The organism is Candidatus Methylacidiphilales bacterium (assembly GCA_030054035.1).
In the GTDB taxonomy this organism is placed as follows: domain Bacteria; phylum Pseudomonadota; class Gammaproteobacteria; order JASGCS01; family JASGCS01; genus JASGCS01.
On sequence record JASGCS010000006.1, the window covers coordinates 17,852 to 44,050 of the forward strand.

General features: G+C 38.2%; 26 protein-coding genes. 3 read left to right on the forward strand and 23 right to left on the reverse strand.

Translation table 11 applies throughout. The annotated features are described in order from the left end of the window. Positions 1–144: 144 nt before the first annotated feature. Genes QM538_05185 through QM538_05195 form a run of 3 tightly spaced genes read right to left on the reverse strand, consistent with a single transcriptional unit; the run spans position 145 to position 5,910 of the window. Complete coding sequence (locus QM538_05185) at positions 145–3,018, reverse strand: type III restriction-modification system endonuclease (GenBank protein ID MDI9347878.1); 2,874 nt, start codon at positions 3,016–3,018, stop codon at positions 145–147. Positions 3,019–3,024: 6 nt separating this feature from the next. Further along, positions 3,025–3,873, reverse strand: a complete 849-nt coding sequence (gene dinD / locus QM538_05190; GenBank protein MDI9347879.1) for a DNA damage-inducible protein D — start codon at positions 3,871–3,873, stop codon at positions 3,025–3,027. A 3-nt stretch (positions 3,874–3,876) separates the two neighbouring features. Then, positions 3,877–5,910: a site-specific DNA-methyltransferase gene (locus QM538_05195; protein MDI9347880.1), complete on the reverse strand. Its 2,034-nt coding sequence runs from the start codon at positions 5,908–5,910 to the stop codon at positions 3,877–3,879. Positions 5,911–6,084: 174 nt separating this feature from the next. On the opposite strand from QM538_05195, the gene QM538_05200 reads away from it, so the two are divergent. Further along, complete coding sequence (locus tag QM538_05200; protein ID MDI9347881.1) at positions 6,085–6,348, forward strand: hypothetical protein; 264 nt, start codon at positions 6,085–6,087, stop codon at positions 6,346–6,348. Here QM538_05200 and QM538_05205 read toward each other — a convergent pair. From QM538_05205 to hemW, 3 genes are read right to left on the reverse strand one after another with little or no spacing between them, the layout of a single operon-like run. Further along, positions 6,345–7,571: a multidrug effflux MFS transporter gene (locus QM538_05205; protein MDI9347882.1), complete on the reverse strand. Its 1,227-nt coding sequence runs from the start codon at positions 7,569–7,571 to the stop codon at positions 6,345–6,347. The two genes, QM538_05200 and QM538_05205, sit on opposite strands and share 4 nt — an antisense overlap. An 11-nt stretch (positions 7,572–7,582) precedes the next feature. Beyond that, positions 7,583–8,347: a thermonuclease family protein gene (locus tag QM538_05210; GenBank protein MDI9347883.1), complete on the reverse strand. Its 765-nt coding sequence runs from the start codon at positions 8,345–8,347 to the stop codon at positions 7,583–7,585. Beyond that, the gene (gene hemW, locus QM538_05215) at positions 8,338–9,498 is read right to left on the reverse strand and encodes a radical SAM family heme chaperone HemW (GenBank protein MDI9347884.1); all 1,161 of its coding nucleotides are present in this window, start codon (positions 9,496–9,498) and stop codon (positions 8,338–8,340) included. Before hemW ends, QM538_05210 begins: the two co-directional genes overlap by 10 nt. A gap of 23 nt (positions 9,499–9,521) precedes the next feature. On the opposite strand from hemW, the gene QM538_05220 reads away from it, so the two are divergent. Together QM538_05220 and QM538_05225 are read left to right on the forward strand one after the other, a co-directional pair. Next, positions 9,522–10,913 carry a trypsin-like peptidase domain-containing protein gene (locus QM538_05220; GenBank protein MDI9347885.1) on the forward strand — a complete coding sequence of 464 codons (1,392 nt, stop codon included), beginning with the start codon at positions 9,522–9,524 and terminating at the stop codon, positions 10,911–10,913. Continuing rightward, complete coding sequence (locus tag QM538_05225) at positions 10,910–11,188, forward strand: oxidative damage protection protein (protein MDI9347886.1); 279 nt, start codon at positions 10,910–10,912, stop codon at positions 11,186–11,188. The genes QM538_05220 and QM538_05225 overlap by 4 nt, the downstream gene beginning before the upstream one ends. Before the next feature lie 6 nt (positions 11,189–11,194). Here QM538_05225 and QM538_05230 read toward each other — a convergent pair whose 3' ends face one another. The 17 genes from QM538_05230 to QM538_05310 form a co-directional block, all read right to left on the reverse strand. Beyond that, positions 11,195–13,228, reverse strand: a complete 2,034-nt coding sequence (locus QM538_05230; protein ID MDI9347887.1) for an ATP-dependent DNA helicase RecG — start codon at positions 13,226–13,228, stop codon at positions 11,195–11,197. Then, a complete protein-coding gene (locus QM538_05235) occupies positions 13,213–13,605 on the reverse strand; it encodes a Rid family detoxifying hydrolase (GenBank protein MDI9347888.1) in 393 nt (130 codons plus the stop codon). Before QM538_05235 ends, QM538_05230 begins: the two co-directional genes overlap by 16 nt. Before the next feature lie 12 nt (positions 13,606–13,617). Continuing rightward, positions 13,618–14,514: a tyrosine recombinase XerC gene (locus tag QM538_05240; GenBank protein MDI9347889.1), complete on the reverse strand. Its 897-nt coding sequence runs from the start codon at positions 14,512–14,514 to the stop codon at positions 13,618–13,620. Between the two features lie 13 nt (positions 14,515–14,527). After that, positions 14,528–15,226, reverse strand: a complete 699-nt coding sequence (locus tag QM538_05245; protein MDI9347890.1) for a DUF484 family protein — start codon at positions 15,224–15,226, stop codon at positions 14,528–14,530. Between the two features lie 23 nt (positions 15,227–15,249). After that, positions 15,250–16,248, reverse strand: a complete 999-nt coding sequence (locus QM538_05250; GenBank protein MDI9347891.1) for a phosphotransferase — start codon at positions 16,246–16,248, stop codon at positions 15,250–15,252. Beyond that, positions 16,249–17,031, reverse strand: coding sequence for a 3-oxoacyl-ACP reductase FabG (gene fabG / locus QM538_05255; protein ID MDI9347892.1), 783 nt, complete (start codon positions 17,029–17,031; stop codon positions 16,249–16,251). Positions 17,032–17,059: 28 nt separating this feature from the next. Beyond that, positions 17,060–17,881 carry an ABC transporter permease gene (locus QM538_05260; protein MDI9347893.1) on the reverse strand — a complete coding sequence of 274 codons (822 nt, stop codon included), beginning with the start codon at positions 17,879–17,881 and terminating at the stop codon, positions 17,060–17,062. Continuing rightward, positions 17,878–18,723: an ABC transporter permease gene (locus QM538_05265; GenBank protein ID MDI9347894.1), complete on the reverse strand. Its 846-nt coding sequence runs from the start codon at positions 18,721–18,723 to the stop codon at positions 17,878–17,880. The genes QM538_05260 and QM538_05265 overlap by 4 nt, the downstream gene beginning before the upstream one ends. A 14-nt stretch (positions 18,724–18,737) precedes the next feature. Continuing rightward, positions 18,738–19,727, reverse strand: coding sequence for an ABC transporter ATP-binding protein (locus QM538_05270; protein MDI9347895.1), 990 nt, complete (start codon positions 19,725–19,727; stop codon positions 18,738–18,740). Positions 19,728–19,796: 69 nt separating this feature from the next. Then, entirely contained in the window at positions 19,797–20,954 is a 1,158-nt protein-coding gene (locus QM538_05275; protein ID MDI9347896.1) for a PotD/PotF family extracellular solute-binding protein, read from the reverse strand. 33 nt (positions 20,955–20,987) lie between these two features. Beyond that, positions 20,988–21,593, reverse strand: a complete 606-nt coding sequence (locus QM538_05280) for a hypothetical protein (GenBank protein ID MDI9347897.1) — start codon at positions 21,591–21,593, stop codon at positions 20,988–20,990. Positions 21,594–21,604: 11 nt separating this feature from the next. Continuing rightward, positions 21,605–21,889, reverse strand: a complete 285-nt coding sequence (locus QM538_05285; protein ID MDI9347898.1) for a BMC domain-containing protein — start codon at positions 21,887–21,889, stop codon at positions 21,605–21,607. 68 nt (positions 21,890–21,957) lie between these two features. Next, the gene (locus QM538_05290) at positions 21,958–22,215 is read right to left on the reverse strand and encodes a EutN/CcmL family microcompartment protein (protein MDI9347899.1); all 258 of its coding nucleotides are present in this window, start codon (positions 22,213–22,215) and stop codon (positions 21,958–21,960) included. 10 nt (positions 22,216–22,225) lie between these two features. Beyond that, on the reverse strand, positions 22,226–22,651 hold the full coding sequence (locus tag QM538_05295; protein ID MDI9347900.1) for a hypothetical protein: 426 nt from the start codon (positions 22,649–22,651) through the stop codon (positions 22,226–22,228). After that, a complete protein-coding gene (locus QM538_05300; GenBank protein ID MDI9347901.1) occupies positions 22,651–23,271 on the reverse strand; it encodes a BMC domain-containing protein in 621 nt (206 codons plus the stop codon). The genes QM538_05295 and QM538_05300 overlap by 1 nt, the downstream gene beginning before the upstream one ends. Then, on the reverse strand, positions 23,268–24,881 hold the full coding sequence (locus QM538_05305; GenBank protein ID MDI9347902.1) for an aldehyde dehydrogenase family protein: 1,614 nt from the start codon (positions 24,879–24,881) through the stop codon (positions 23,268–23,270). The genes QM538_05300 and QM538_05305 overlap by 4 nt, the downstream gene beginning before the upstream one ends. Position 24,882: 1 nt before the next feature. Continuing rightward, positions 24,883–26,151: an aminotransferase class III-fold pyridoxal phosphate-dependent enzyme gene (locus QM538_05310; protein MDI9347903.1), complete on the reverse strand. Its 1,269-nt coding sequence runs from the start codon at positions 26,149–26,151 to the stop codon at positions 24,883–24,885. Positions 26,152–26,199: the final 48 nt, after the last annotated feature.

Sequence of the window (26,199 nt, forward strand, 5' to 3'; positions counted from 1 at the left end):
GCTTGATTTAAGCTATTTTTAGACACCTAAATTGATAAACGGTAGATTTTTAAGGCTGAATGGTAGGACACGCAACCTTTCCTACTAGAGTATTGCACCGATGATCGATACTTGGGTGCGCAGTGTGGTCACAGATTCTGTGTACTATAATCTAGTTATCTCTTTTATCAAATCGCTTATATTTTTGTTTATAAATTGTTTTTTAAATTTTATTTTTACTGCATCACCAAAAAATACTTCAGCATGTCTTATTTTTTGCTTTTCTTCATCTCTTAAACTGCTTTCATTGGCATTTTTCGTTTCAACAATGAATAATAATTTACTCCCTCCATTCTCATTTTTTAAAACATAGGCAAAATCAGGAGAATAACTTTTACCTCCTGCCACTGGTATCTTGATAGAATTTTTTGGAATTTTAGTAAATACTACCACCTCGGCAATGGTTGTTCTAATGTTATCTTTCTCTAAATCGCTGTCATAAAAAAGTTTATCAAATAAATAATTTGACGCGACTGCTTCATCAGAATACAGTATCCCAACTTCAGAAGCACTGATTTCATTTTTTATTTCTCCACTTGTGTCAGTGATTTTAGTAGGATGAAAAGTATTTGTTACTTTTTGATATTCAATACCAAAGGCACCAATGGCATTATTTAAAAGATACATATCAAACTCTTGCTTCAATCTTCTAATTGTTGAAATATTGAGGTAATCATTGATTTTTACTTCTGCTTCAATAAATGCCTTGTGTAATGTTTTGATATTTATATTAAGGTCTTGTGACAGGTGCTTGATAAAGTCATAATACTTCATCGTTGATATTTTTATCAAGACATTCTCTTGTATTGATATTTCCTCAGATACTACTGCCTGACCATCTTCTATAGCAAGCCTTCTCTGACTATATACCAGCCCATCTTGAGTGAATAGTGATACATTATTTTTAAAGAATCCTACAATTAAATTTTGAAAACACGCTTCATTTTCAAACTTGTATTCCAAAACAACTTTTTGATTGAGCTTTTCCCATAAGTCTTTGAGCTCACTATATTTTTCTGTTCTTATACTAATTTTTTTCTTTTCGTCAGTTGCGTTTCTTATTTTGTTTGATCCAACACCTTTAAATATGAGCGGATAACTTAATTTGATATAGTCAAAACCACCTTCTTTGAAATCATTAGTTCTACTGATAACCCCAGCATCTTCAAGTTTTTTTAACAATTCTTCTTCATCACGATAGAGATTTGGATATTTTTCGAGGATTTGTTTTATCATATTCTCATCGAGTTTGGTAACGACCTGCTCACTTGAGATTGCCCCAGACTTTGCATTGACTTCATCGACAAGCTTCTTTGCAAAATCAATCTCCGTAATATCTACAAAATAATTGAGATAAAATTCTTCGTCTTTGACACGATTACCATATTGATTAACTGGCAAACGAAGTCCACGACCTACTTCCTGGAGTTTTGATACATCACTTCCACTACTTCTGAGTTTGCAAATTTGAAATACATTAGGGTTGTCCCAACCCTCACGGAGTGTCCATTTGGAGAAAATAAATCTTCTGGGATTATCCAATGAAAGCATGGTTTGTTTGTCATGCAGAATCTCAATGACTTCCTGCTCTATGGCTTCATCTTTTTCGTTATTATCTCTACTAAAATACCCCCCATGAGTTTTACTAATATCAACCAGTGTCTTCTCTAAATAGTTTTTATAAAAAGAATCTGTCTCAGTTTTTAGTAATTTTTCTGCCTGAGCCTTGATGTACAGTTCAACTGTCTTTTTCAAAAATCCATCGGCATTTCTATACTCTTCAATATTGTCAATAAAAAATAAAGTCAATGGTTTTATTTTCACTTCTCTATTTAGTAATTGTTTTTCTAGTTCAAAATGTTTAGCGATTGCATCTGCGATCATTGTTTCTTGTAAAGTTTCTGAATAGCTGTATGGATTGATTGCGTTGCCTTTTTTGAGTTCTAAACCGTTTGATAAATTAACCTTATTTATTTTAAGAGCTTCAATAAAAAGATCTTTCATCGCGCTATGTATTTTTTCAAAACTTTCTTTTTTGGTAAGTTTTACGGTGTGTTTTTTATTGTTTTCAGTGAGCTCGAAAGTCGCCTCTGTTCCATCGGAATTAATAAATCTCACTATTGCATTTTCACCGCTAGCAAATCCTTTAATATGAGTAATCACCCCTTTGACAAGATTTCTATTAAACGAATCTACTGCCGTAAGTGTATAAATTAGATTCTCATGTTCTAGGAAAGTAGCGCCATAACGAATAATAAATTGTGGTTTCATTTTTTTAATATTTTCCCAAGTTATGTTGGCTTGAGGAAATTTGTGTGGCTCATCAATAATCACAAATGAGCGAGTAGCAGAAATTGCATCGAACGGTACGGAGTATTTATCAAAAATACTTGTATCAAAACTTTTTTGCATAGTTTCAGAATTGATCATACCTGCATTAATAATCAGTACTTGAATATGATTTTTCTCAAACGCACCAGCATTTACGAAACTATTCACCGCAGGGGGGAGGTGCGATTTCTTGCTTTTTCCTCCCTTTTGACTTTCCACTATATGGAGTCTGAGTGTTTTTCCATATTGCTCTTTGAAATGCTCGCGACTACTTTCTGATTTGAGAAAATCTACTGTTCCAGCTTTAATAGAAAGTGTCGGAACGACGATGACAAACTTAAATATTCCATAGAGTTTATTGAGTTCATAAATCGACTTGGTGTAGGTGTAGGTTTTTCCTGTCCCTGTTTCCATCATAATATCAATGATATTACTGTCATATTTAATTCTCCCATCATGTACTCCATACTCAGATCGAGCAAGACGGATATTTCTCGCATATTTTGCCCCTGATTTATCTATGAGAGGATTGATAAACTGTTTGTCAAATTCTTTCGGTTTTGCGATTGGCAAATCATCAAAAACAGACACCGTAGCGGACACTGCATTGCTTTGATGTACTAGGTTCTTTTCAAAATTAAACCTCATCAAAGTTTAATTTTCAGGTTTGGTAAAAGTATCTTCATTTATGAGAATTTTTTTCTCTGTACTTTTGAGTTTTCTTTCAACTTTCTTGACATCTTCTTCTGGAGGTAATTCTTCTGGGGTGATACCACGAGAAATAAGAGTATCTCTAACGGATTTATTATTAGTAACATGCTCATCTGATATTAAATTTTCTGTTTGCATATTTTTACTTTTAGCATTGAATATAGTGATCTCTGTCGCAAAGTCCTTGGCTTTGAGTAAGATAGTCTGCATAAAATCAGCAAGTGGTTTATTTTTGATTCCCCATTTATCTTTCATCTGTTGTGTCGTTTTATTGAAAAGCGCTTGATCTCCTTTGCTTCTAATAAGCGCAAAATCTTTATCGCTTTCAGTTTGTTCAAAAATTATTTTTGAAAGTTCTTTTTCAGTTTTTGCAAGCTTATGTCTAGCTTGAATTCTTTCGTGTTTTAATATCGTTTGCTCAATGATCTCGGCTTTCCTTGTCTGGACGGCAAAATAGGTTTGAGCAAAAGCGATTTCTTGTTTTCTTGAGTCTCCGTTTTGAGCGATTAGATAGCAAGCGTAACGAGTTAGCATCAAATCATCAATTTCTTTTTCTGCATTTTTAGGCATTTCTATCGTTTTGCCGACATCAGCAAAATGATCGGTTATTTTATGTCCAGAAAGTTCACACGCAGCTTTTGCTTTGCCAATGACATTAAAAAAGCTTCTCCAAGTATCGTAACCCAAAAGATGTTGCAAATCTCTTGCCAACCAAAATTCTACCCCATTACTTGTTTTTTGAGATGAGTCCTCAAATGTAGCTGTGAGTTTATAAACAATTTGTTTTTCCATAGTTTAGTATCTAGTTATAAAATCAATATCTAGTTTTTTCTTGTTTGCATAATTGGACACATTTTCTGCAATTTCTCTCAAAACTTTACTTTCAAAATTATAACCAAAAACAATTATACTGACTGGATTAAATACAGAGTCTTCATCAATCTTATTGAGAAGTGATTTTAAGTGTTTCGTCTCAAATCCCTTGTTCATCAGATATAATCTGCCATTGCCATAATATCCTGTATACCCATCAAGAACAACACTCTCCAGACTTTCCGTAAGCAGAATATTATCATATGTTTTCCAAGTGGTAAGAAGTATTTGCAAATCTTCACTAGACAATTTGCTTTCATCAAAGAGTTTAGTTTGCGGATCAAATTCTTTTGCCACAAATTCGTAATCTTCCCAAATTGGCATAGTCTCGTAAATCTTAAAGCCAAAATCTATACCTGATAAATCTACTGCTTTTTTAGCATCAATTTTGATGGTAAACTCTCCTTTACAAGCAGGACAGTGCTCTCCTTCAAAACCATCACATCCTTCACATTTAATTTTTTCTGACTTTGCAGATTGGTCAACATTCTCATCCAATATTTTTTTACCAGCCCTAATCAATCTTTCTTTCGTAATATCAAAAATTGTCGGTTCAGCAATCCCAAGTTCATTTTTCACAAAATCAAAAGCAGTTTTATTTTTATTAGGATCTATCAATTCTGGAAGCTGCACTAGGATATATTTTCTATTTCCCTCTTTTCCATTTGCACAATCTTCGGCATTAAGCTGCATCACCGCATCGCCAGTCGTACCACTTCCTGCAAAAAAGTCGAGAATTAGGTCGTTCACATCAGTAACAGAATTTATAATAATATTAAGCAATTTAGTTGGTTTAGGATTCTGAAAGACTCCTTTTGATAATAAAATTGATATTTCTTGATTTGATTGTCTTGTGCTTCCTGCAAATTTATAATTCCAAAAAGTTGTCAATTTTATATATTCAGATACATCTTTTAAATAAGTTTTCTTCTGAGGAATTGAATTATTATCTTTACCAAAATAAATTTGATTTTTGTCTTCTAGCTCTTTCAATGATTCTTTCGAGTATCTAGGAAAAGTTCCTTTTGGAGGTTCATACACAACACCATTTTTAAAATAATATTTATAATTTGCACCATCAGTTCCACTTTTGGCATTTAATGGGGTGAGCAAATAATCACCATTTGGATCATTGTCATTATTCTTGTAAACTTTATTATGATTTTCTGTCCTAGCAAATCCATTTATTATTAATTTATCTTTATATTTTGAATAACACAATATAAATTCATTATTTTTGGAAAAATAATCTGCATCATTTTTTATAGTGTCTAATCCTTGCCAAACGATATGCCCCACATAATTCTCCTCACCAAATATCTCATCCATTAGAATTCTTAACTGTGCCACTTCATTGTCATCAATACTCACAAATATCACTCCATCATCTTTGAGAAGTTGCTTGGCGATATAAAGTCTTGGATACATAAAAGTGAGCCATGCAGAGTGAGAGTTGCTTTTGCTATTCACAAAACTCAAAACTTTTTTAGCTTGCTCTTCATCAATTCCTGCAAGTTCAGAAAATTGCTCTATTGTAAACTTGCGATCATCTTTATAGACAAAGCCATCACTTCCAGTATTATATGGAGGGTCAATATAGATCAGTTTTATTTTTTCATGATACGCATTGGAGAGGTGTTTAAGTACTTCCAAATTATCACCTTTGATAAGCAAATTATTCGATTTTATGTTTGCTTCTTTGCTGTTCCAGTCTTTGTCTTCTTTGATCAGTGTTTTTGCAGGATCAGTGGCGAGAAGTCTGGCGTAGCTTTTACCGAGCCAGTCCATTCCATAACTTTCTTTGGAGAAATTAATGTCATGGTTTGAAAGTTCATTCTTAAATTTCTCAAAATCAAAATCACCGTTCTTGTTAAAGCAATGCGGATAATTAATCTTCAATACTTCCAGATTTTTATTTAAGGCTTGTATATTGTTTGTTGTGTTTTCTATTTTCATATTTTATGTTGCTACCTGTAATACAGCATATTTTCATACAAATAATACAAGTATATCTTACCCATAATTATTAATTAGTACTACATCAAATCATTTCCTAAGAAGCTATTTTGAGCAATATGCAATTATCTCAAATGCTTAAGATAATAATGCAAATTATAGTAAACTATTAGGATGTTGATAGATCAGTTAAAAAAATGCCAGGAATTTATTAATGCTCGTATTGAGCTACTTGAAGGAGAAAATCAAGGAAACTCTAACTTTGAATCCAATCTTACTGCAATTAAAAATGGTTGCAATCGTATGGTTGGGATGATTGAGGAATATCAAGAGGAGCAAGGCTTTGATGATGAAGTTGATGAAAATGAAGAAATTGAAGAGCTTGATGCTAAGCAACTTGGTTTTGGCGAAGGCGATTTAGAGGAAAACGATTTTTAGTGACGCTTGATGCCAAGCAATCGTTCATCGCGTTTGCTTTTTAGTCTATGGATGTAGAGTAGCGCTAGGGAAGCTAATACCACGATAACATTTCCTGAGGCAAGTGATAGATTGGTTCCGTCATACTGTTGAGCGACAATATAACCGATAGTCGCCCCACCAAAGTTAACCACAAAACCACCAAAGGCGCTTGCAGTGCCAGCAATTGCACCAAGTTTTTCCATTGCTCGGGCGAGGAGATTCGGACGCAGAAATCCTAAGGTAAAAATTATCAGAAACTGAAAAAATAAATATTCATACAGATTCGGTTCATGCCACAGTGAAAAAAAATAATCGCAGCAAGTGACTACCAGCATAACTAGGATGGCATTTTCTATTATGCGCACCGTACCAAAACGAATGACTATTCGAGCATTAATTAATGATGAAAGTACGATTGAAAAAGCAATGACAGCAAAATATAATGGAAACAAGTTACCGGTCTGATAGGTATTAACAAAAACCTGCTGAGCAGCACTAAGGTAAGAAAACATCAACCCAACTAATATGCCCGATGCGCAAAGTAACATAACTGAACTTGCGTGTGATAAGACTTGACCATACCGTATCAGTGAAGACATGAGCAATCCTTTTACTTCAACTTGCAAAGGAGCACTCTCAGACATTCGATATGAAACCCAAATGATAATCCCTAGTGAATACAGAGCAAGTAAATAAAATAAATACCGCCACGGCATGATGAAAAGTAATAGCTGTCCGAGTAGTGGCGCAAATATTGGCACAGTAATAAAAATTGAAACTGCAATTGAAGTAACTCGAGCCATAAACTTACCACGATAGCGATCGCGGATCAACGCTACGGCAATGACTGAAGGACCCCCAGATGCCAACCCTTGTAAAAACCTGGCTAACAAAAATGAACTAAAGCTGGTAGTGAGCGCTGAATATATCGCTAAGGCAAAATATAACCCTAACGAAAATAACAAAACTGGTTTCCTGCCATAACGATCCGATAATGGCCCAAACAACAGTTGCGCTATTCCTAACCCCATCAGATAATAACTAATGATGCCTTGTCTTTGATTATCATGGTCTAATCCATAATAAACACTGATCTCATTAAAGGCTGGAAGAATTATATCAATGGCAAATGCTGTGATTGACATCAGTGATGCGATGAGCAAAATAAACTCACCTCTACGCATACGAGTAATAATTACCATTTAGTAAGGTATCATTGTAATTGAATCAATCTCTGATCGAGGATATCTAATTGTTTGCGCATAGTTTTTTTGGAATTAATCCAGCCTCGTGCAATGATTTTTTTATGGAGAAACACTTCAGGGTTATATCCAGTGTCATATTGTTTTAATCGTAAGGTATACCCATTATGTAGAGAAAAATAAATAGTTTGATCGCTTACCACCTGTATTGATTTTACCTTACTATACATAATGGCAAATCCACCTTGAAATTCTTCAAGTTCACTATCAGTGATATGCCACTGTGTGACTTTAGCCCAATTAGCTTTTCTTGCAATTCTAGGAATTTGCTCCAAGGCTAGATAACAATCTGCCATACTACTATTGGGAGGAATGATGGCAACAGCAACAAGGCCTTGGGATATAAGCTTACTAGCGATATTTTCTCCTTTATTATTTTGCACATGAGCTAAAAGTCTACCAAAGCGATCTACTTTTTTTGTTTCAAAAATTACATTGATAGAATTATGCGATTGTTCTAACAGTCTGGTAAGCTCCAAACTTGCTTCTCGGGCGCCGGGATCTTCTGGTCGATAACGGTTTTGAAGTTCTGGAGCATTGATTCCGATGATGCGCACTTCGTCACCGCCTTCTAGTTTAATGGTATCACCGTCAAGTACCCGTTGCACTTTAGCTGACAGAGCCTGTTTGGGTAAAGCACATGAGCTTTGCTCGGTGCGACCACTTGAGGTAATAGCAACAGCTAGGCTAAGAAATAGAAAAGCCGCTAAGCGCATATCTCAAGGAGCATGGTAGTTTGGAATCTGAGTGCTTTTTGGCTCGGAATTATATTGTTGCCATGTATCTCAATCCAATGATTGGATAGTAAGTGCTGTAAGATTTCATCAACAGTTGGGTCGGGAATATTGGTACGGGCTTTAAATTTCTCAATGGCAAAACCTTCGCAGAGTCTCATGAAATTCATCAAGGCGTCAAGTGGAAGAGAAGAAGCTTGTACTGTTTCACACGAAGCTACTCTTGATTGATTACCGGCATGTTGAATGTATTGCGATGGTGAGGCAATTTTTGCATAACGAATAATATTTTCATCTTGGGTTATTTTGCTATGCGCACCTGCCCCAATACCCACAAAATCTCCATACTCCCAATAATTTATATTATGGACACAGCGCTGATCAATAGTATCTTGCACTTTAGACCAAGCGGAGATCTCATATCTCTCAAAACCATGCTGTCCTAAAAAATCTAGCCCGTCGCAAGTCATTGCCCAAAGTGCTTCATCTTCGGGCAATGGGGGTGGGCGCTTACCAAATGCAGTAAGTGGCTCAATGGTAAGCTGGTACCAAGAAATATGGTCTGGCTCTAACTCTGTTGCTTTTTGCAAATCATTCAAGCACTGCCACGGTGTTTGATTAATTAAACCATACATAAGATCTATATTGATTCTGGTAAACCCGGCTTGTCTAGCCTGAGTCATGGCTGTGTAAATCTCTTCAACTGAATGAATCCGTCCAAGTTGTTGTAGTTGGAGTGGTTCAAAACTTTGTGCACCAAAACTAATTCGGTTAATCCCAGATTCTCTAAACCCAATAAGTTTTTCATTGTCGGTAGTAGCTGGGTTGGCTTCAATGGTTATTTCAATTGAGTCTTTTTTCACTCCCCATTCATCTAAGAGTGAGCGCATGAGTTGGTCAATAGCAGAAGCGCTGAAGAGACTGGGAGTCCCCCCTCCAATAAATATAGAGGTTATTTGAGGTGGGCCATGTGGAAAGCGATTTAATTCTTGTCTCCAGTCTTGCTGGAGGGCTTGGATGTAGTTTTGCTCATGGCGGAGTACCTGATCGCGACTGGCTTGATGTGAATTAAAGTCGCAATAGTAACATTTTTTTACGCACCAAGGGATATGTATATAAAGACTAAGGGCCATGAAATATAAATTATAATATGTAGATGAAAACAGTGACTATTCTATACAAAGTACCGCAAGTAATTCTTCTGATATTGTTAACAACTATTGCCCCAATCTCTTTGGTACTGGCTGCCTTACCTTATTCTAAACAATCTACCCTTGCCCCAATTCTTAAAAAGACTATGCCTGCAGTAGTTAATATCAAAACTACTTCAATACAAAAAATAACACACCCTTGGTTTAACGACCCTTTTTTTAAGAATTTCTTCCCTCCGACGCAACAAGAGGCGAGTAGCATTGGATCTGGTGTAATCATAGATGCAAAAAATGGTTTAATTATTACTAACCAACATGTCATTGCCAATTCCAACAAAATTCAAGTAAGGCTTATGGATGGGAGAGAGTTTGAGGCAACGCTGATAGGAGAAGACACGGCAACAGACCTCGCATTAATTAAAATCAATGCGAACAATTTAGTAGAAATTGAGTTTTCTGATTCTAAAGTTTTAGAAGTAGGCGACTTTGTTATTGCGATTGGCAATCCATTTGGGCTAGATCATACGGTAACCTCTGGAATAATTTCAGCATTGGGACGATCCGGAAGTGAAGCTGGTTTTTCAGGTCCATATAAAACATTTATTCAGACTGATGCATCAATAAATCCTGGTAACTCTGGTGGCGCATTAATAACCTTAGATGGAGAATTAGCAGGAATTAACAGTGCGATTATTAGCCAAAGTGGAGGCAATGTTGGAATAGGATTTGCGGTACCCAGCAATTTAGTCTCACAAGTAGTTACCCAATTGAGGAAATATGGTTTGGTCAAAAGAGGTAACTTAGGTGTCAATGCTCAAACCTTGACTCCAGAGTTAGCAAGCGCATTTTCTCTAAGCAATAATATCAAAGGTGCATTAATCACTGAAGTTCAAAAAGGCTCTGTAGCAGAACGAGGCGGACTGCAGTCTGGTGATGTGGTTACAATGTTAAACGGGACGATTACGATTATATCAGCCCCACAGCTTATTTCTGAATTTGGCCAGCTTGCCATCAACACTCTGGCAACTTTAACAGCAATTCGCAATAATAAAATAATTCAGGTGCGAGTTACCGTCTCTGATAAATCTATCGCGATCACCTTAGATGGGAAAAAACTCCACCCAAGATTGCAAGGTGCGTTTTTTGGGGTGATTGACAAACTTGATATAACCAAAGACCAATCTACCATTAGCAGTTCTGTTATATCGGTTATTCGAGTAGAAGATAATTCTCTGGCCGCACAGGTGGGGTTAATGGCTTCAGATACGGTGATAAAAGTAAACGGTGACAATATTAGTTCGCTATCAGAATTTGAAAAAGCATTTAAGCGATCTAAATTTTTAGAAATTATTTTATTACGCGGGTCAACGTACCTAACACTAAGAGTACAACAATGAGCGAGTCAATTAAAACTGTTTTTTGTGCCAAATTAAAAAAAGATCTTCCGGCGTTAGAGCGAGTGCCGGTGGCTGGAGAACTTGGAAAAAAAATTCTAACATCGGTAAGTAAAGAAGCTTGGCAAATGTGGCTAGGCCATCAGACCATGCTAATTAATGAATATCATTTATCCCTCATGGACAAAACCGCGCGGGATTATTTACAAGAAGAAATGCATAAATTCTTCTTTACCGAAGAAGGCAGTAGCAAGCCTGGTGGATTTACACCAACCTAGCCGATGCTAACCTTGCACTACCATGGTGTCGTCATTCCACCTTCGGTAGAGCGTGAGGGCTTTTTCTGAATTTTCTTTAATCATTTTTTGTGCAAAAGGTTTTAGGGTTTTAAATAGCTCTAGGTCCTGTGGAAATTTTGCCACGCGAAATTCATGAAATCCAGATTGTTTTACCCCAAGCAATTCTCCAGTGCCCCGTAATTCTAAATCTTTTAAAGCAATAGTAAATCCATTGGTTTCATTGCGCATGGTTTCAATTCGGTGGCTGGCAATTTCGTTGAGAGGTTTTTGATAAAGCAAAATGCAATAGGACTGAGCACTGCCCCTTCCAATTCTGCCTCGTAACTGATGGAGTTGAGACAGTCCGAGTCGTTCGCTATTTTCAATGACCATGATGCATGCATTGGGGACATCAACACCAACTTCAATTATGGTGGTTGCGACAAGAAGCGAAATAGTGTTGTTCCTAAATTTCTGCATGGTAGCTACTCTTTCATTTTCAGTCACCCTTCCATGAATAATTCCAATAGTTATTCCGGTTAGAGCTTTAGAGAGCTCTGCTTCAATTTCTTCAACGGCGGCTCCTTCCATTTCGGAAGTAGCATCTATCAGTGGGCATACCCAATACACCTGTGCGCCTTCCTGTATTTTCTTGCGTACTCGTTCTATAACTTCCCCCCGTCGATCTTGAGAAACCGCCACCGTAGTTATCGGCATTCTACCTTTAGGGTGTTGATCCACTAAGGTAATGGGTAAATCGCCAAACACCACTAAGGCTAAGGTACGAGGAATAGGCGTTGCGCTCATGATCAACTGATGGGGAACAAGTTCCTGAGCTTCTTGTTTTTCTTGTAACCGCGCTCTCTGCTCAACACCAAATCTTTGTTGCTCATCAATGATAATGAGTCCAAGCGAGTGGTAACGCACCGCTTCTGAAAAAACAGCATGGGTACCAACGATAATATCAGCATTGCCACTTTGGATTTGGGAGAGCCTCTCACTTCTTACTTTCGGAGGGAGCGAACCACTGAGATGCACAATTGAAATTCCCAATGCATGGCATTGCTCAAAAAGCGTCAAGGCATGCTGCTCTGCTAAGATTTCGGTTGGGGCGAGTAGCACAGCCTGTAATTTTGCTTTTGCGCAAAGTATCATGCAGGCCGTTGCCACTGCAGTTTTTCCACAACCGACATCGCCTTGTAAAATCCTCATCATCGGCGTGGGCCTAGCAGTGTCACTTGCGATTTCTGCAATCGCTTTCTGTTGTGCTTCAGTAAGGGTAAAAGGCAGCCTAGCTATCCAATCAGAGAGCAAATTTGCATGATGAGGAATTGCCGGTGCTTTGCATAACATTCTATCTACCTGCAGGTATTGTAGTCCGATACTCCAAGCAAATAGCTCTTCGACTTTGATGCGAAAGTAATGCTTTGAATCTTGGGTTGAATCTTGGCTTGGATGATGGATACTGCGAAGGGTATTTTCTAGTGAGTCAAGATTAAAATATGAGAGCAACTCAGGTGGTAGTAAATCTTCTATCGGATTATTTTCCAGCGCTTGTAGTTCTTTATCAATCCATCTTCGTAACTGGGTTTGTGAGACTCCACTAGTCAGTGGATAGAGCGGGGTAAGCGAGGTAGCTAAATCAGGTGTGTCACTTTTCAAAAATGTGAGCTCGGGATGAAAGATTTGATGTTTATTTCCATAGTTAGTTAATTTGCCATAGCAACGAACACGAACGCCGGGCATACATTTTTGCATCAAGTCTTTAGTAATGTAGTACATACGAATGTGCACCACTCCGGTAGCATCCCGAGCAGTGATGGCAAGATGTTTCCGACCAAAATAAACTGGCCGCGCTCCAGTGATTTCTAGTTCAAATAAATTATTAGTGAGCGGATTGGCTTCTGTTACTGTAACTATTTTTGTTTTATCTTCATAGGCCCTCGGGACATGGAGGAGCAAACCAATCGCATCTCTGATACCCAGACTGGCAAGTGATTTTTTTTGTACCGTAGTTAATTTGCTTACAAAGTCCCTGATTGATTTATCCTCACTATAGCATCAATCTCAACTCTAGCGTCTCTGGGTAGTGCAGATATCTGAACCGTAGCTCTGGCTGGAAATGGCTCATTAAAATATGAAAGACTAACTTGATTAACATCGGCAAAAAATCCTAAGTTAGTTAAGTAGACCGTGTACTTAACAGTTTGATTAAGGTTAGCACCACATGATTCAGCTATTGCTTTGATATTATCAAAACACTGCTTAATTTCATCTTGAATAGAGCCAGTTTTTAATTCGCCATTAGGCGTCAGTGGAATTTGCCCAGATATGAACAACAGATCTCCTGATCTAATTGCTTGGGAATATGAGCCAATCGCTCTTGGAGCGTTACTAGTTTTAACTTCTTGTATCATTTATTTAGCCTCCTAATTGTTAAGTTTAATATTTGATCTGGGGTGGGTTTTATCGTAGACTTTAGCCAAATGTTGATAATCCAAGTGGGTATAAATTTGTGTGGTTACAATACTTTCATGCCCTAATAATTCTTGCACCATACGCAACTCTCCAGATGACTCTAGTAAATGAGAAGCACAACAATGCCTGAATAAATGTGGGTGAAGTCTAGGAATGCCGGTCAGTGCTGTGAGTGATTTAATATGATACTGCACTGCACGAGTTGTTAACGCTTTTTCAAATTTACTTAAAAAAACTGGTGAGCTACCAATTCGTTTTGACTCTGGTCGCATGGCTAAATACCTGCAGAGAACTTCTTTTGACAATTTACCTATTGGGACTAAACGCTCTTTATTTCTTTTACCATGCACGCGCACTAACGATTGCTCAAAATCTAGATCTTGTATTTTTAATGATACTACTTCGGATACTCGTAACCCACTTCCATACATGAGCTCAATGATGGCGTGTTCTCTGAGCGAGAGGGATTTAGATGCCTCAATCACCGCACTTACTTCTTCAATTGAAAGGGTATTTGGTAGCGTTTGTCTTACTTTTGGTCCTCTAATATCCCACCTCACCGGCTTGCCATTTTGTAAAGCGCTATGGTAATTGACTAACCCCCTCATTGAAGCAAGTGAACGCTTTACCGTGCGAGGCTGCGCCCCCAATTCAAATCTACTTGCCAACCACATTTCAACTAACGCTTCGGTAATTTCACTCATTTCACTTACCTTTTGACTCCCAGCATACTCAAGGAACTGTGCAAGGTCATATCCGTAATTTAACACTGTGTGTTTAGAATAACATCTGTCAAATTCTAGATGTTGCAAGTAATTTTTAATTGCCTTTGAAATAAGTATTGGCATTTTAATAAATTGGTTACTCTATGTTACTACCTAAGTAACGATCAAAAGCACTAGAAATGGTTAACTGGAGATATTCTAGAAACTCAATGCCTTTATCTTCAGAAAAGCTATCTTGATCTGGGCTACCAAGTGCAATAACTGCTTTTGCTTTAAGTGAGTTGATTGGGATCATGGCCATAGAGTTAATAGCTCTGGCATCCTGTGGAAATAACAATGTGACTTGATGGGCATTATAGTTACCCAGGCGAGGTTTTCCACTAAGCAATAGTGGAGTAAATAATTGATGCATGGATTCCGGAAGCAGCTCGAGTGATTGATGAAACCCATCAAATGAAATAAAAAGTATGGATACATGGTGGATGGGAAAATAGGATTTAATTTGAAATTGAATCAGACTAACTAGCTGTTCAAAAGAGGTGGCTTTTTGCAACTCTGCAGAAAAACGAATAATCCCTTCCACTAAAACTTGGTTAGCTCTAACATTATTAATAATATCTTCAAGAAAGTTTTGGCTTGCCTTAGCTTCTTTTTTCCACAATTCAATTTGCCGTTCTAATAGAGATAGACCGGTGCTTTCCATGTGCGGAATATTTATTGCCTTAAAAATATCAGGGTGTTTGTCTAAAAAATCTTTGTGACTAGTTAGATATGATGCGACAACTTCTTCAGTTAGTTCTGAGTCTGTAAGCACTGACTTTGTGTTATCATTCATATGAGGTAATATCTTAATGCAATTTATGCGTAAGAAATTATATATTCTTTAGCAAGTTTTGCAGTATCAGCAGCAAAATGTGGTAGCATACTAAGCGCTAGGTCAGTTTCACTATGTGAGCCGACCCAAGCCAGCAATGCCAGTCGCCGAAGCATAATAAAGGTTGGTATTTCTTGTTCATCGCTAGTTGATAGTTCGGCTTTTTTTCGATAGCCAGCTTTCCAAGCCTCAAGCCATTCGGGCACGAGAGGATCAGTTTCAATAAAAGAAATTGCGGTAGCAAAATCATACAGATAGAAACCAAAACCGCAGTCATCAAAATCTATCACTGAAGCTTTGCCTTCATGAACTAATAAATTGGCCAGCCGAAGGTCCGCATGAATTAAGCCATACTTATCGCCATGTTGATTAAATTGAGAGATTCTAAATTTAATAATTTCCACAGCTCGTTCTATAATTTCACTATGTTGTTTTGAGACCAAAGGAGCGTCTCGCCAATCACCCCAATGCGCATTGCGACCAAAAATAGTTTCAAGATTCCATTCCAGTCGTTCAAAACCTTGAGGAATTTTCCAAGTCTTACTATGCTGGTGCATCAAGGCAGTTATCTCACCTAACTGGATAAATGATTTGCTCAGCTCACGATCGGCGTCAGGTTCTTTGCCGGGTAAAAATTCAAACATTACCGCATGCCTAGGTTCAATGACATTACTATGGACTAAGTAGATTAGTTCGCCACTAACACCGCGAGTCGCTACTGGAGTTTCTATATTGGTTTGCTTGCGCAACGCTTCTAACCACTGTAACTCACTGGCTATTGATAGTTTGCTGTGGTAATTAGGCCTGTGTAATCGCAATATCGACTTCTCGCCATTCGGGGCTTTGACTAAATATGTAGCGTTTTCTGAAAGATTGAGTAGCGAGACGCTTGATTCTTTAGTAAATCCCCAGCTAGCAATAGCTTGTTCTGCCATTAGCTTAAGCTCGGCAAGATACTTTTGGTGTTCAGTGTTACTGTTCAATTATTTTGTCGCGTTAAGCGCATCAATGGATTCAGGTAAAATTTGCCCACCATCTACAATTATTGTCTGACCAGTAATGTACCCAGCTTCTTTGCTGGCGAAAAATAAAGCGGCATAGCCGATATCTTCTATGCTGCCTAATTTATTCATTGGTATTGTGGCGGCCATGCTTTTCTGATAATCTTCGCCGAGCGCAATCAGCCCTTCGGTCAAAATATTTCCAGGTAATACTGCGTTAACGGTGATATTGTATTTTGCTAATTCAAGTGATGCAGTTCTGACAAAACCTAATTGACCGGCTTTACTGGCAGCGTAATGTGACCAGCCTGGATACCCAGTTACCGGTCCAGTAATACTGGAGGTAACTATAATTCTACCCATGCCTTTTTTTTGCATGTAGGGCACCACGGCCTTAACCGTTTGAAAACAACTGCGTAAATTAGTAGTTAAAACAAAATCCCAATCATCGGTCGTCATTTCTAATAATGGTTTTTGTGGAAAAATTCCGGCATTGGCACAAAGGATATCTATGCCACCATGTTTATCAGAAGCTGTTCGCATTAATTGTTCAACTTGGTCTTGATTAGTAACATCTGCAATAAAATAATCCACAGTTCCACCATGAACTTTTAGTTCTTGCACTGTTTTTATTGAATCTTCTTTGTTCCGACCTACGATCATAACTTTGGCTTTACTTTTAGCAAAAACTTTGGCAATGCCTTTGCCAATGCCTTTACTTGATCCAGTCACAACTACGCTTTTATTTTCAAATGATGTAAACATATTTATGTCTCCTCAGGTTGCCTTGCCATTAAATTATGTTACTATATTTTTTGTTTATATTTCCCCATATTTTAATGAAAATAAAAAAAAGTGCCATCGCCAAAGCAGAAAATACCATAGACAAAATCCCAAGTGTGGGTATTTTTTGATCATAGGCACTTTTAATTTTAGTAAACATCCACTTGGATAAGGTATTATCAACACCAGAAGTAAATAAAGTGAGCGCTAAGTTGCCCCAAGATAATAAAAACGCAAAGATGCCTGCAGTGACTATTGCAGGAAGCAAGAGCGGAAAGGTAATCTCTCGTAAGACTACTGGGTGTGAGGCGCCAAGCACTTTAGCGGCTTCTTCCAAAGCAGGGTCTAGTTTATGCGTCAACACCACAACGATGAGTGTCGCAATCGGCGCGATCCAAACCAAATGAGCAATAATAGTGGTTTGCCAAGATGGTGTTATACCAATAGCGTTAAAATACAGAAGCATAGAGAGCCCGAGCACATATTGAGGGAAAAATATTGGAATTAATATAAATTTTTGATACCAGGACCTGCCCCACCATTGATAGCGAGTAAATGCCAGTGCGCCAAAAAACGCAAACACCATAGATGCTACAGATACAATAGCAGATATTGCTAATGAATACGCGGTGAGATTTGCGATTTCCTCAGATTGAAGTACAACGCCATACCACTTAACCGAATAGTCTGTAATTGGAAAATGTATGTAGCGGTCGGCTGAAAATGATGCCAGCCCTACTCCTAAAAGCGGCAAATATAATATAAAAACTATTACGAGTGCGTAGGCATACCAATACCAATTTGCAGGAAGTTGAATGGTTATTCGTTTCATGTCGCTTTGATCATTTTCATTATTGGGATAAGCAAACAAACAATGCACGCAATCATCATCATGGATACCGCAGAGCCGAGTGGCCAATTTTGCGCATAACTAAATGCATTTTGCACTTCATAATTAATCATAATTACTTTTTTGCCACCGAGAATCTCAGCTTCTGCCATTGACCCAATTGAAAAAACAAATGTTAACAGTGAGCCTACAATAATTCCTGGCATGGCGAGGGGTAAATCAATTTGAAAGAATAGTTGTTTTGATGACGCGCCTAAATCTCTAGCCGCATCACGAAGGTCCTCTGGAATGCCAGAAATACTCTGCACTAGGGGAAATAACATAAAAGGGAAGTAGTTATAAATTAATCCAAATATCGTTGCCGAGGTATTGTAGAGCAAGTCACTATACGCACTGGCGCCAAACCATGACTGCAAATATCCATCTAAGAGCCCTCCTTTCATAAGTATTATGACCCAACCATACAACCGTACCCCTTCGGAAATAAATAAAAGTGAAACTATGGCAACCGTTATAAAAAGACTAAATTTCTTAAAGATTTTTGCCATCGCATATGCCATGGGATAACACAAGATCAGCAATACCACCGTTGAGATAAAGGCTACATAGATTGAAATAAACAATGAGTGGTAATATTGATTGGCAAAAAACTTTCTATAATTTTCAATAGTGGGAATATGAAACAAATCAAAACTTCCAGAAGGCATGACCGAGTAAAGTGCCACGATGATTAGTGGTCCGACAAACGCAACCAGCAATAGCGTTACCATTGGAATGCTTAAGACAAAGCCTATAGAGATTTTTTTTCTTAGCGTAAATAGCATCTCATGCCCAGCCGTTATGATGGTAAGTATTTTAGGTGCTCAGCGTGTACTGCTAGAGAGATTTTTTTTCCGACTCGCTCTTGCACTTCAGAATTTGAATCTTGTGATTCGTAAGTCAACATAGCATCGCTATGCGTATCTACTAAATATTGTACTTTAGAACCGAAATGATACACTTCATTAATAACACCGTTGCAAGCTATTATTGCATCGTTCGAGTCTGTGGTTTCATAAAAATGCTCGGGACGAATCAGAATTTTTCCTGAAGTACTGCTGTTAGTGATTTTTTTTATATTTTGCTTTGCTGCGTCAGAAGTTGCCCATTTGAGCGCTTGAGCAGGAGAAATAAAATTAACTTCCCCCATAAAATCAGCAACAAACGAGTTGATTGGGTTGGTATAGATAAGCGAAGGGGTGCCAACTTGGACGATGCTACCCTTATCTAAAATTGCCAGTCTATCACTCATCACCATAGCTTCTTCAAGAGAATGCGTAATATAGACAAATGTTTTTCCTGTGCGTTTATGAAGTTCCTTGATTTCTTTTCCTAAAGTTTTTTTAAGTCGATAATCAAGCGCACTCAACGGCTCATCAAAAAGAATAATTTCAGCATTGTATGCTAATGCTCGAGCAAGAGCAATTCTTTGTTTTTCTCCTCCTGAACATTCATGGATTTTTTTGCTATAAAAATGAGCAGGTAGTCTAAAAAAGCTCAGTAGCTCTAAGGCAGTCTTCTTTCTTGATTCTGCTGTTTCGCCGCGGATCTTTAAGGGAAACTCTATATTTGCACCCACACTTAGATGTGGAAATAAAGCGAGTGATTGAAATACCAGACAAGTTGGCCTTTTCTCTGGGCTAATCGTCTCTAAGGAAATATTATTATACAAAACCTGGCCTTGAGATGATGTCTCAAGGCCAGCTAAAATTCTCAATAAGGTTGTTTTACCTGAACCTGAAGGCCCGACGATAGAAAAAAATTCACCTTTTTCAATTTCAAGATCTATATTTTTAAGTACCGCTTGGTCAGAAAAATATTTAGATAAATTTTGTATTGATAATTTGTTTATTTTTCACTACCCAGTTCTTTTCGCAGCGGTGATAATTTCTATCAATTTATCATGTGAAGGCACAATCGGATAATCAATTGACCGAGCCATTTCTTCTTTTAACGAATCCCATTGCAGTGCGTCTAGTTCATCAGGTAAAAATTGCTTGAGTACTTCAGGATTTCCCATCTGTGCGACTGGGTTATGCGTACCTTCTGCAAACGCGACAACTTTGCTAATTTCTGGTTGCTGAACATACTCTAAGAAATCAGCAGCCAAGGTTGATGGGTTTGGATTATTAACTAAAGAAGTTACTTCTACCCAAACCACTCCGCCTTTTCCATCTACTGGGCCTTTGGCTGGAGTAATAGCTCTAATTTGTTTATGGCCCTCAATACGAGCAGGCGATGCGGTATAGGTGCCACCAGTAAAGTATGCAGAAATTTCATTATTGACTAGCGCTTGATTTAGTTTAGTCATATCATCACTAAGAAGTTTTGCGTTCTTGAATATTTGATCGCTAACCAACTTAAATTTCTTAAAGTCATCTTCGCTAAATTCTTTAGAAGGATCTAGATCAGCTGCTAAGGCAAGGTGGATAATATTCCAATCATCATAAGTTAAAATTGCATATTTTCCTTTCATTTTTGGATCTAAAAATAATTTAAAGCCTTGGTCTTCTGCAGTTTTTCTAGAAACTTTATCAGTATTAACCACGAAGCTAAAAGGTCCAAATCTTTGCACCATCCCGATTAATTCTTTTCCTGATTGATCAAACGCATAAGGATAGGGGCCTTTAAATTCATCCATCATTAAATCATAATATTTAAGAAACCTATCTTTATCTAATGTTTTAATTAAATTGCTTGGAAACAATTGTGCTCTGGCCCATGGTTGGTTTACATTAATTAAATCCCAAACATTTGTCTCGCCGGCTCTTAATTTATTGATCATATCAGGATCATTTGTTCCACTCTCGGCACGAACTTTTGCTCCAAGATTTTTGGCTCTAAACGGTCCGAGTACGCGTTCTGAGTTATAACCTTCCCAACATAAAATATTAAGGTGATCATTTCTAGATTTAGTTCCGCTGCAAGCTGATAGAATGCTAGATCCAACTCCCATACTTGCTAAAGTTGCAACTAGTCCAGTTGATTGTAAAAATTTTCTTCTTGTATTATTCATAATATAGGTCTCCTTTGAGTGTAATACTGTTTTTTATTGTAACACATTATCCATTTGAATTTGCGCCTTTTTTAATTGCTGGAAACTACCAGACATAAATATTCTACCACTTGCACCGATTAGATCTACATGAATCAGTTTAACTTCAGCGAATTTTAGCGCTTCATTTGCCGCTAATCCTGCATAGAGTGCTGGGGTTAGCTCATAGACTAAGAGCGATTCCCCTGGAATTATCATGGAAGCCTCTCTAGTTCTATTAAGTATGATGGCGTGCTGATCATTAATATTCTCAACAATATCGGAATAAAGGACTTTCGGAGGGGTTAATTGCCCCTTCTCAACATTTAAATAAGTAAGAATATTGTCGCCAGCCACCTCGAGCAACTGCTTGTCTTTGGCATGTAGTTCTAGGAGTCCAAACTGCCGTTCGGTATATAACATGCCAAATTCTAAGGTTGGGCTAGACTTAATCGCAATGTCTGCAATTTTATGAATTGCCAATGCCGGCTCAATTTCAATAAAAAGACTATGATCACCTTCTGAAGGTGGATACCCTCTGGCCCGTGTCGGCGAACTGAGCCATGCAACAAATTGAGGTTGCAAATATGGCACGGTCATGTACACCCGTAATTTATACATGTACGCTTAGTTTATTTTTCACCAATATCAAAATGTTTTTCCAAATCTTGATGAGGTCGAGGGATAACATGAACGGAGACGAGTTGGCCAACTTGGGCGGCCACTTCTGAACCCGCTTCAGTAGCTGCTTTGACTGCGCCAACATCTCCTCTAATAATCACTGCCACTAACCCATCACCCACTTCTACTCGGGCAACCGTAGTCACATTTGCTGCTTTTACCATTGCGTCGGCTGCGGCAAGTGCTGCCACATACCCTTTTGTTTCTATCATACCTATTGCTTGTTGTGTACTCATATTTGTATCTCCTACTTCAGTTGTTGGTTTATTTGCTACTTTTTGTTTTTTTTCGTTTGTCATATATTTTATTTATTTTTGATTTCTGGTTGGCTATCAATAATACCTACAATGATTGCGTCAATTGGGTTTTTACTTGAAGGAAAAAAACTTGCTGCCACGGAACCTTGTGTGATAAGCACTTCTTGATTGGTTGCGCAACCGATTGGGTCATAGGCAACTACCATAGTACCATTAGCAAGCATGACTTCCAACAATGCCCCTTTTGGCAAAGTATCAATTCTTCGCGTTGACCATATTGAACCTGTTACTTTTCCTCTTACCATTTTTAACGCCTCATTGTTTAGATCGTTCAATTTTAATTTTTCTAGAACGAATTATATCTAATGCCATTGGACTAATAATACAACCAGCACTTACCACTATTTTATCAGTAGTGCTAGGTAGGCTTCTGATCTTCTTTTCAGTGATTAGACCCTCGACGAGATGCACGGTGTTCCCACGAGCAAAACTCGGAGTAGTTTGATTATTTTTAGATAAAGTAAATTGCACGGCACCGCGTTCAAGTTGTGAGACAATCTCTTGGCTGTTGCATAGCTTAGCAATGGTGATGGCGAATTTATTTAGGTCTGCGTCACTAGCAATACTAACCAATTGAGTTTGCCCAGCAAAAGCACGGTTATGGTCAGGCTGCTGTCTAAACTCTTCTTGAAGCACTTCTCGGATCACAGACTGAATGGTTTGTTTTAAATTTACATCCATTATGAATTAATTCCTTTAGCAATTTGAGCTAGGGCATTTTCTGCAGCCTGCCGTGCGTTTTGCATCTCGGCTTCAGTGCCAGCTAAATAGACTCTGCCATTTGCTCCAATCATGCGGTAATCAATGACTTTAACCTGCGCCTGTTTTTCTGCTTCATTGCAAGCCAGAATAGCATACGATGCTGGCTGCACTTCCATTAAGAATACCGATTCACCTTTTAACAATAACGAACCCTTTCTATTTCTGTTTATAAGGTAGGCATGCTGTTCGTCAATATTGGTGATAATCTTAGAGCCAAAAATCTGCGGCTTAATGACAGAGTTAATATCCAAATTTAGAGTATCAAGCACTGCTTGAGCTGCGGCTCTCACTTCAGCTATAGATTCAGAATGAAACTCTAGATAACCAAACTGCCGCTCAACAATAAGAATTCCAGCCTGCACCCTTCCATACTTCAAAGCAATATCAGTAATATATTCTATATCTTGCCCTGGAGCGATTTCAATGATTTGGGCTGCGACATTCATCCTCGGCAGACTTCCGCTAATCCAAGTTGCCATATATGACATAGTTTGCGGTTGTAACTTGTCAATACAAATAAATGATCGTAATTCGCTCATCGCTTTTTAGCTCTAGTCATTTCTTCCTGAATTAATTTTCTAATTTCAGCTTTAAGTTGCGCGTCAATATTTTTTGTTTTTAGACCTTGGGTAACTTGGGTAGCGAGGGTTTGAAAAACTTTTTGTTCTATCCCCACACCATCTTGTGGAATCTTAATCAATTCACCGGGAAAATCAATTTGAGCATCTAAATATTCTTGTAGTGATTTAGTATTACTTTTATGTGGGGCAACATGGACCCAATGCACGAGGTGTTGGGGCCCAATATTATCACCCACTGAACTTCTCCCAAAAAACCCTGTGCCAATGGTAAAGGATGGGGAGAGCCCAGTACCAAACCCTGCTGCACCCTGGCTACATGGAGCATTAACCACTACTCTATAGACCGGAACATGGAGTGCAAAATCCATAACTACTTGTCCGTCATCGCTATGCACCGCGGCAGAATGCCCAGCTCCACTGAGATTTAATACTTGTCTCGCAGAGTAATAGGCTTGCTCTCGAGTAGCAACTCTTTTCCAAGCCAGCACTGGACATAGTTTTTCTTTACTCAGTGGCTCTTCTACTCCTATAGTGTGGATTGGGCAAACTAGTACTTTAGTGTTGGCTGGAACTCGCATGCCAGCCAGTGTGGCAATCCAACTCGCATGTTTTCCAATCACCTCAACATTAAAACCGACTTCAGAAAATAACAATTTTCGTAATTTATTTACTTCCTCATCTGAACAAACATAAGCGCCAGCCCGGCCTAGTTCTGTTTCAAGTTTTTTATAATCTGATTCTAAACTAATCAGCACCGATTCATTAGTACATAGTACTGAGTTATCAAATGATTTGCTTGAGACTAAATGTTTGACGGCCTCTGAAAAGTTAACCGTACTATCAATAAAAACTGGTGCGTTGCCCGGACCTACTCCAATTGCAGGATTTGAAGAAGAATAGGCGGCGCGTACCATTTGAGGACCGCCGGTCGCTAAAATCAAATTAGTTTTATTTGACTGCATACATTTTTGAATAAATGGTAATTTTGGCTCCCGAATCACTTGAATAATTCCAGATGGAGCGCCAGCTTTTTCAGCGGCGGCAATTAACAAGTCAGCGGCTTGGGCGCTGCATTGCTTTGCCAATGGATGCGGACATAACACAATGGCATTTTTAGTAAGCAGAGAAATAATGGTTTTAAAGTTAATGGTTGCGATTGGATTGGTAGAAGGGATGAGCGCAAAGATAACTCCGGCTGGTCTTGGAATTTCAACGCAAGTTCCATCTGCAGAAATCCTTGGAGAAATATAATCGTGATTTTTATAATGTGAATAGAGCTCTCTACTTGTTAATTGATTTTTAATTGTTTTATCATCAACGACACCAAACCCAGTTTCATCCACTGCGAGTTGGGCAAATTTTGCTGCATGTTGATAAGCTACTTCTGCAACACTAGAAACTATCTCATGAACTTTGCTGTGACTATAGCGTCTAAATACTTCGCTTGCCCATTGGGCATGCTCAAGGATTTGCGTAGCATGAGATGTTAGACTTGCATCACTTTGACTAATGTCAACGAGTAATCTAAATGCGACTGGATCTATATTTTGATTATCTAGCGTAGGCATTTTATTTTCTTGGCACCTCTTGCGCTTCCTCACTTGCAGAAGCTAGTGATTTTTCAAATCGGTAGAGTATTTCTTGACATAATTCAAGATTTTTTAAGATGCCAAGCTTAAACTGTAAGACGGTAGGATCTAGTGAAGAAAAAATTGCCCAGATTCCATTTTGATATAAATGTTTCATGACAATCTTGGCGCCAATGGGGTGATCAAACTCTAATCCCAAAATTACTCCATGTTGTCGTATGCCAATAAAAAAATCGCCGTACTTTTCTCGTATCGCATCTAACCCTTCTCTCATGTAGCTTGCTATGTAACCCACCATGGATACTACCGCAGGACGAGTGCAAATTTCGAGTACCTTCATTGCCACCACACAGCCTATCTCGGCACCTCCAAAAGTAGCCATATGTCCAAACCCATCTTTTTTCATCCATGCCCCACATCGTTCAGAGACCACGACACATGCAATTGGATACATGCCTCCTGAAATTCCCTTCCCAGTTACTAGAATATCTGGCTCAACATCGTAGTTGCTAATTGCCCATAAAGAACCAGATCTCATTAGCCCAGTTTGTACTTCGTCAGCTATGTATAAAGCATCGTAGCGTTCGCATAATTTTTTTACTCCCGATAGATAGCCTTTTGCAGGCATAGGAAATCCATAGGTAGCAGGAATGCTTTCCATGATAACTGCGGCCACATCTCGTCTTCGCAATGCTTCTTCCATCGCATTTAGATCATTAAAAAGCACTTGGACAAATTCTCCTTCTGTATCTTCAGCCAAGAACAACTCACTAAACCGAGGAGCGCCAGCTTTTACCGCTAACCCTGTATGCCCATGATACGCATTGATAATTGAAACTATTTTTTTCTTGCCCATTGCAGACCTTGCAGTTTTGAGCGCTAAATCAATTGCCTCTCCCCCTGCAGACGCGTACAATGTATATTTCAAATTACCAGGCGTTAAAGCACACAATGTCTCAGCTAATGCAGTTCTCGCAATGGCAGGAAAATGGTGATTACCAATATCAAACCTCGTAGTAGCTGCCTTCATTACTTCTACCACTTCAGGATGGCGATGACCAATATTGTAAGTGCCGCCATTCAAATGTATATCAATCAGTCTTTTGCCATCGTAATCATATAGGAAGTAACCCTCTCTTCTGTCAATAACTAAGTCAACGCCCATATCCTGCCAAGACTGTGTCTTACCAGGATTCCAAAAAGCAATTGACCTTTCAATAAAGTCTCTTTTTTGAGCGCTCTGTTTCATATCAATATTCTAATAGATAAATCTTAAAAACTACTCGTATACCTTAAT

What these genes read in the sequence shown, in the direction of transcription:
- QM538_05310 (MDI9347903.1), bottom strand. Translation starts at nt 26,151, where the DNA reads ATGAAACAGAGCGCTCAAAAAAGAGACTTTATTGAAAGGTCAATTGCT.
- QM538_05185 (MDI9347878.1), bottom strand. Translation starts at nt 3,018, where the DNA reads ATGAGGTTTAATTTTGAAAAGAACCTAGTACATCAAAGCAATGCAGTG.
- QM538_05195 (MDI9347880.1), bottom strand. Translation starts at nt 5,910, where the DNA reads ATGAAAATAGAAAACACAACAAACAATATACAAGCCTTAAATAAAAAT.
- QM538_05205 (MDI9347882.1), bottom strand. Translation starts at nt 7,571, where the DNA reads ATGGTAATTATTACTCGTATGCGTAGAGGTGAGTTTATTTTGCTCATC.
- hemW (MDI9347884.1), bottom strand. Translation starts at nt 9,498, where the DNA reads ATGGCCCTTAGTCTTTATATACATATCCCTTGGTGCGTAAAAAAATGT.
- QM538_05265 (MDI9347894.1), bottom strand. Translation starts at nt 18,723, where the DNA reads ATGCTATTTACGCTAAGAAAAAAAATCTCTATAGGCTTTGTCTTAAGC.
- QM538_05290 (MDI9347899.1), bottom strand. Translation starts at nt 22,215, where the DNA reads ATGGTAAGAGGAAAAGTAACAGGTTCAATATGGTCAACGCGAAGAATT.
- QM538_05200 (MDI9347881.1), top strand. Translation starts at nt 6,085, where the DNA reads ATGTTGATAGATCAGTTAAAAAAATGCCAGGAATTTATTAATGCTCGT.
- QM538_05220 (MDI9347885.1), top strand. Translation starts at nt 9,522, where the DNA reads ATGAAAACAGTGACTATTCTATACAAAGTACCGCAAGTAATTCTTCTG.
- QM538_05295 (MDI9347900.1), bottom strand. Translation starts at nt 22,651, where the DNA reads ATGGATGTAAATTTAAAACAAACCATTCAGTCTGTGATCCGAGAAGTG.
- QM538_05280 (MDI9347897.1), bottom strand. Translation starts at nt 21,593, where the DNA reads ATGTATAAATTACGGGTGTACATGACCGTGCCATATTTGCAACCTCAA.
- QM538_05300 (MDI9347901.1), bottom strand. Translation starts at nt 23,271, where the DNA reads ATGAGCGAATTACGATCATTTATTTGTATTGACAAGTTACAACCGCAA.
- QM538_05285 (MDI9347898.1), bottom strand. Translation starts at nt 21,889, where the DNA reads ATGAGTACACAACAAGCAATAGGTATGATAGAAACAAAAGGGTATGTG.
- QM538_05235 (MDI9347888.1), bottom strand. Translation starts at nt 13,605, where the DNA reads ATGATACAAGAAGTTAAAACTAGTAACGCTCCAAGAGCGATTGGCTCA.
- dinD (MDI9347879.1), bottom strand. Translation starts at nt 3,873, where the DNA reads ATGGAAAAACAAATTGTTTATAAACTCACAGCTACATTTGAGGACTCA.
- QM538_05260 (MDI9347893.1), bottom strand. Translation starts at nt 17,881, where the DNA reads ATGAAACGAATAACCATTCAACTTCCTGCAAATTGGTATTGGTATGCC.
- QM538_05210 (MDI9347883.1), bottom strand. Translation starts at nt 8,347, where the DNA reads ATGCGCTTAGCGGCTTTTCTATTTCTTAGCCTAGCTGTTGCTATTACC.
- QM538_05225 (MDI9347886.1), top strand. Translation starts at nt 10,910, where the DNA reads ATGAGCGAGTCAATTAAAACTGTTTTTTGTGCCAAATTAAAAAAAGAT.
- QM538_05305 (MDI9347902.1), bottom strand. Translation starts at nt 24,881, where the DNA reads ATGCCTACGCTAGATAATCAAAATATAGATCCAGTCGCATTTAGATTA.
- QM538_05275 (MDI9347896.1), bottom strand. Translation starts at nt 20,954, where the DNA reads ATGAATAATACAAGAAGAAAATTTTTACAATCAACTGGACTAGTTGCA.
- fabG (MDI9347892.1), bottom strand. Translation starts at nt 17,031, where the DNA reads ATGTTTACATCATTTGAAAATAAAAGCGTAGTTGTGACTGGATCAAGT.
- QM538_05240 (MDI9347889.1), bottom strand. Translation starts at nt 14,514, where the DNA reads ATGCCAATACTTATTTCAAAGGCAATTAAAAATTACTTGCAACATCTA.
- QM538_05245 (MDI9347890.1), bottom strand. Translation starts at nt 15,226, where the DNA reads ATGAATGATAACACAAAGTCAGTGCTTACAGACTCAGAACTAACTGAA.